Below are 3,535 nucleotides of genomic sequence, written 5' to 3'. Positions count from 1 at the left end.
ATCGCCCATGCGAGGGTTCGCAACGGGGTGTGCAGGGTGAGGTAGCCGCTGCCGCGCTCGCGTCCTCGTCGCTCCTGCGAGGGTTTGTAACGTGTAGCTGTAGATCTCCGCCTCCCGCCGCGGACCGGTGTCCCTCGTCGCCCGTGCCCGGGTTCGCAACATCTCAGTCGATCAAGTGATGTTGTGGGTGAGGCTGGTTCTCATCGACCCGAGGGTTCGCAACAGACTGGACACCTGCACGGCCCGGTGATCGGTGATCCCTGTCTTCATCGGCCCTGTGAGGGTTCGCAACATGATCACCACACGCACGTCCCGCATGAGCGAGGCCCAGTCCTCATCGCCCCTGCGAGGGTTCGCAACATGCATTGCTCCACTTGCAACAACGGCGTCTACCGAGTCCTCATCGCCCCTGCGAGGGTTCGCAACATGCCGCCACGTGCCGCGATGACGGTGTAATCCATCAATGTCCTCATCGGCCCTGCGAGGGTTCGCAACCCGCCGGGCACGCAGTCCCGCGCGGTCGGAATCGCCGGTCCTCATCGCCCCTGCGAGGGTTCGCAACTGGCTGCCGCCTCCGGCGGTGTGGTGGCACAGCACCCCCGTCCTCATCGCCCCTGCGAGGGTTCGCAACCTGCGCTGGGCACAGGCGACCGTGCGGAAGGTCAGGTCCTCATCGCCCTGCGAGGGTTCGCAACTTGTAGCCCAGCGCGGAGGTGTCGATAGTGCTCGGCAGGTCCTCATCGCCCCTGCGAGGGTTCGCAACTCGGCCTGCCACCCGGCCACCGCGCGGCGCGTCAGGGTCCTCATCGCCCCTGCGAGGGTTCGCAACTGGTATCGAGCACCGCGGTCGCGCAGGGCTGGCTGGACGTCCTCATCGCCCCTGCGAGGGTTCGCAACAGTCCTGGCAGCCTGCGGGTAGCCGGGTGTTGGTGACAGGTCCTCATCGCCTCTGCGAGGGTTCGCAACTGGGATGAAGCGTTGCGGAAGGATCGGGAGCACGGCGGGTCCTCATCGCCCCTGCGAGGGTTCGCAACGTCCACTCGTGCACGTCAGCCGGACACGCGGTCGGGGTCCTCATCGCCCCTGCGAGGGTTCGCAACGCGGACTTGTCCCGCCATCCGAACGGAGTCCTCACCGGTCCTCATCGCCCCTGCTAGGGTTCGCAACAAGGACTTGCCCTGTGCGGCCTGCCAACCGGCGAGGTCCTCATCGCCCCTGCGAGGGTTCGCAACACATCCTGTTCGGCACCAAGACCCTGGACGCGAACCGCGTCCTCATCGCCCCTGCGAGGGTTCGCAACAGACCCAACGCGGCGTTCAGTTCCGCTTCGGCACGAGCCGTCCTCATCGCCCCTGCGAGGATTCGCAACGCGAGCCCGGCCGCGACCGCCTCCTCAGCCGAGTGCCAGGTCCTCATCGCCCCTGCGAGGGTTCGCAACGGTTCATGGACGCGGCTTCTCTGGGTTGGGTACGGTCCTCATCGTCCCTGCGAGCGTTCGCAACGCGACCAGCGGGCGGAATCCGAGATAGTTGGCCGTCGACGCCTTCGAGGCGTTGAGTGGAATAACGTTACATCTGCACTGCAGCGGATCGCCGCCGATCACGCACGCCAGGGGATGGAGAGGCAGCGGAAGCTCGCGTCGAGCTAGAACAGTTGTTCGATTGGCGGTAGGGTCGGGCTATGCCCGAGTTAAGTCGACTCGATTTCGCCAAGATGCAGGTAGAGGACGTGCGCCGCCAACTGCTCGACGCCGCTGCATTCGGCAAGTTCGTCACGCCGGAACAGCTGGAGATCATGGCGCGAAAGCTTGCCGAGGGCCTGCGCATCTACAGCGACGCCACCCAGAGCAAGGAATGACTGCCGACGGCGAGCTGATGACCCGCCGACCAACAGGCACTTGTCCGCGCGGTGGTCGACGCGATCAACACGGCGACGCGGGAAGTCATGGCCGTTGAACTCGCCGGGTACCTGGCCGGGCGAATCGCACCGGCGCCAAGTCCCGAAGATGTGGCGGCAGTGATGCGGATTCTCGCGCTGCCCGCCGTCGCGTTCCGGCGCGGCGAGCCAGGGAATATCGTGCTCGCGCGGATGCTGGACGTGATGGAGGCCGCGGCGGGAGGTGAGGATTACTTCCCGTCGTCGGCGGAGACGGATTCGCGCTACTGATCGGGTGGAACCGATGTGCCGACGAGCGCGTCAGAGAATGTATGACACCTGAGTTGCGTCCTGCGCCGAATCCCGAACCGCCGCTGAACGGCGGCCCTCCCGCAGCAGAGTCTGCCCGGATCTGGGCTGATTTCCTCCGCCAACTGTCCAGCCCTCATCGAACCTCACCCGATGGTGGTGGTGACAATATGGCGCGGTGATTGCCCGATCCGCCGGCCAGTCGAGCACCCGGGGCGCTTTCATCCGAGTAGGAACCAGGGCCACCAGTGGTTGGTGCCGCAGTGGCTGCGCTGATAAAGGGGCGCGGGACGGGGTAGCCGGTGCCGTCGATGCCTCGGCTCCAGTAATAGAGGTGGCGGGGCTCGATGCCCCTGGGTTGGTTGATGACCTAGCGGGCGACGGTGGCGAGTTTGTAGCCGATGCCGATGTAGTTGCCGCGGAACTCGACGCCGTAGATGTCGCCTTGGCGGGCGTGGATGGTCGGGATGTTCAGTCCGAAAGTCTTGTTGGTGCAATGGTGTTGCCGTGGGCGCGGTGAGTGAGGAACCCTTATTCGTGTCGATCGAGGAGGCGGGGAACGGTTGTGGTGTGTTGCGGTCGGAGATCGCCGCGTTCTATGCGGGTTTCGGGCAACCGGACGTGCTGCATGCAGCGTTCCTGAATGCGGTCTTGGTGGTGGGTGTGAGCGACGGTGGCCGGTTGATCGTCAGTGAGTTCGGTGGTGTTGATTGGGTGTGCGCGTTCACCAGTGTCGAGGATTTCGCCCGTTACATGGCCGCGCGAGGTGTCGCCCAGGACCGCGAATACAGGTACCACACGCTGTCGGGTAGGCGGATCGTGGAGGAGTTCACGGCGCGGTGTGCGCGGCCGACGGGCGTGGCCATCGACATCGCCGGAGCGGCGCCGATGGCGTTCCCACCGGCTCTGCCTGGCGCAGGAGGTGGCTGATGAGTGACAACCTCGATGTTGATCCGCAGGTGCTGGTGCAAGCGGCTGAGGGGATCAACGGGATCATCGGTGAGCTGTCGGATCTGGGGGTGAAGGAGACCGGCGCGAGCGGGCGCGGTTTTTCGTTGGTGGCGTTGTCGCCGATGCAGGCTGGTCGGCAGAACGTGCAGGCGGCGCTGGAACGGTTCGCCGAGCGCTGGTCGTGGGGTGTGCGGCATCTGGTGCAGGCGGGTAACGAGATCGCCAAGGCCTTGGGTTTGGCCGCGGGCCGCTATCACATGATGGACCAGGCGGCGTCGGACACGATGAAGCAGATGTGGACGCATCTGGTCGGCAACCCGCACCTGTCCAGTGATGAAATCAAGGCCCGGTCCTGGCAGGACACTCTGGCCGACAACGGGATCAATCACATCCGCAACGC

General features: G+C 65.3%; 4 protein-coding genes and 2 CRISPR repeat arrays. All 4 genes read left to right on the top strand.

Going from position 1 to position 3,535, the window contains the following annotated elements:
* Positions 1-261: 261 nt before the first annotated feature.
* Positions 262-631: a CRISPR direct-repeat array (repeat unit 30 nt; unit sequence GTCCTCATCGCCCCTGCGAGGGTTCGCAAC).
* A gap of 101 nt (positions 632-732) precedes the next feature.
* Positions 733-1,502: direct repeats of the CRISPR family, unit length 30 nt; unit sequence GTCCTCATCGCCCCTGCGAGGGTTCGCAAC.
* A gap of 178 nt (positions 1,503-1,680) precedes the next feature.
* Positions 1,681-1,857: a DUF6374 family protein gene (locus tag NA4_RS41110; RefSeq protein ID WP_157129563.1), complete on the top strand. Its 177-nt coding sequence runs from the start codon at positions 1,681-1,683 to the stop codon at positions 1,855-1,857.
* An 87-nt stretch (positions 1,858-1,944) separates the two neighbouring features.
* Positions 1,945-2,166, top strand: coding sequence for a hypothetical protein (locus tag NA4_RS37625; RefSeq protein WP_157129562.1), 222 nt, complete (start codon positions 1,945-1,947; stop codon positions 2,164-2,166).
* A 534-nt stretch (positions 2,167-2,700) separates the two neighbouring features.
* Complete coding sequence (locus NA4_RS37615; RefSeq protein WP_245671787.1) at positions 2,701-3,114, top strand: hypothetical protein; 414 nt, start codon at positions 2,701-2,703, stop codon at positions 3,112-3,114.
* Positions 3,114-3,535, top strand: a 422-nt coding sequence (locus tag NA4_RS37610; RefSeq protein WP_067480891.1) for a type VII secretion target, incomplete at its 3' end; no start/stop codon positions are given. The genes NA4_RS37615 and NA4_RS37610, both read left to right, overlap by 1 nt.

This window comes from Nocardia amamiensis NBRC 102102 (genome assembly GCF_001612745.1).
In the GTDB taxonomy this organism is placed as follows: Bacteria; Actinomycetota; Actinomycetes; order Mycobacteriales; family Mycobacteriaceae; genus Nocardia; species Nocardia amamiensis.
Note: the sequence above shows the minus strand (reverse complement) of the source record. Positions and strands in the feature narration are given on the sequence as shown.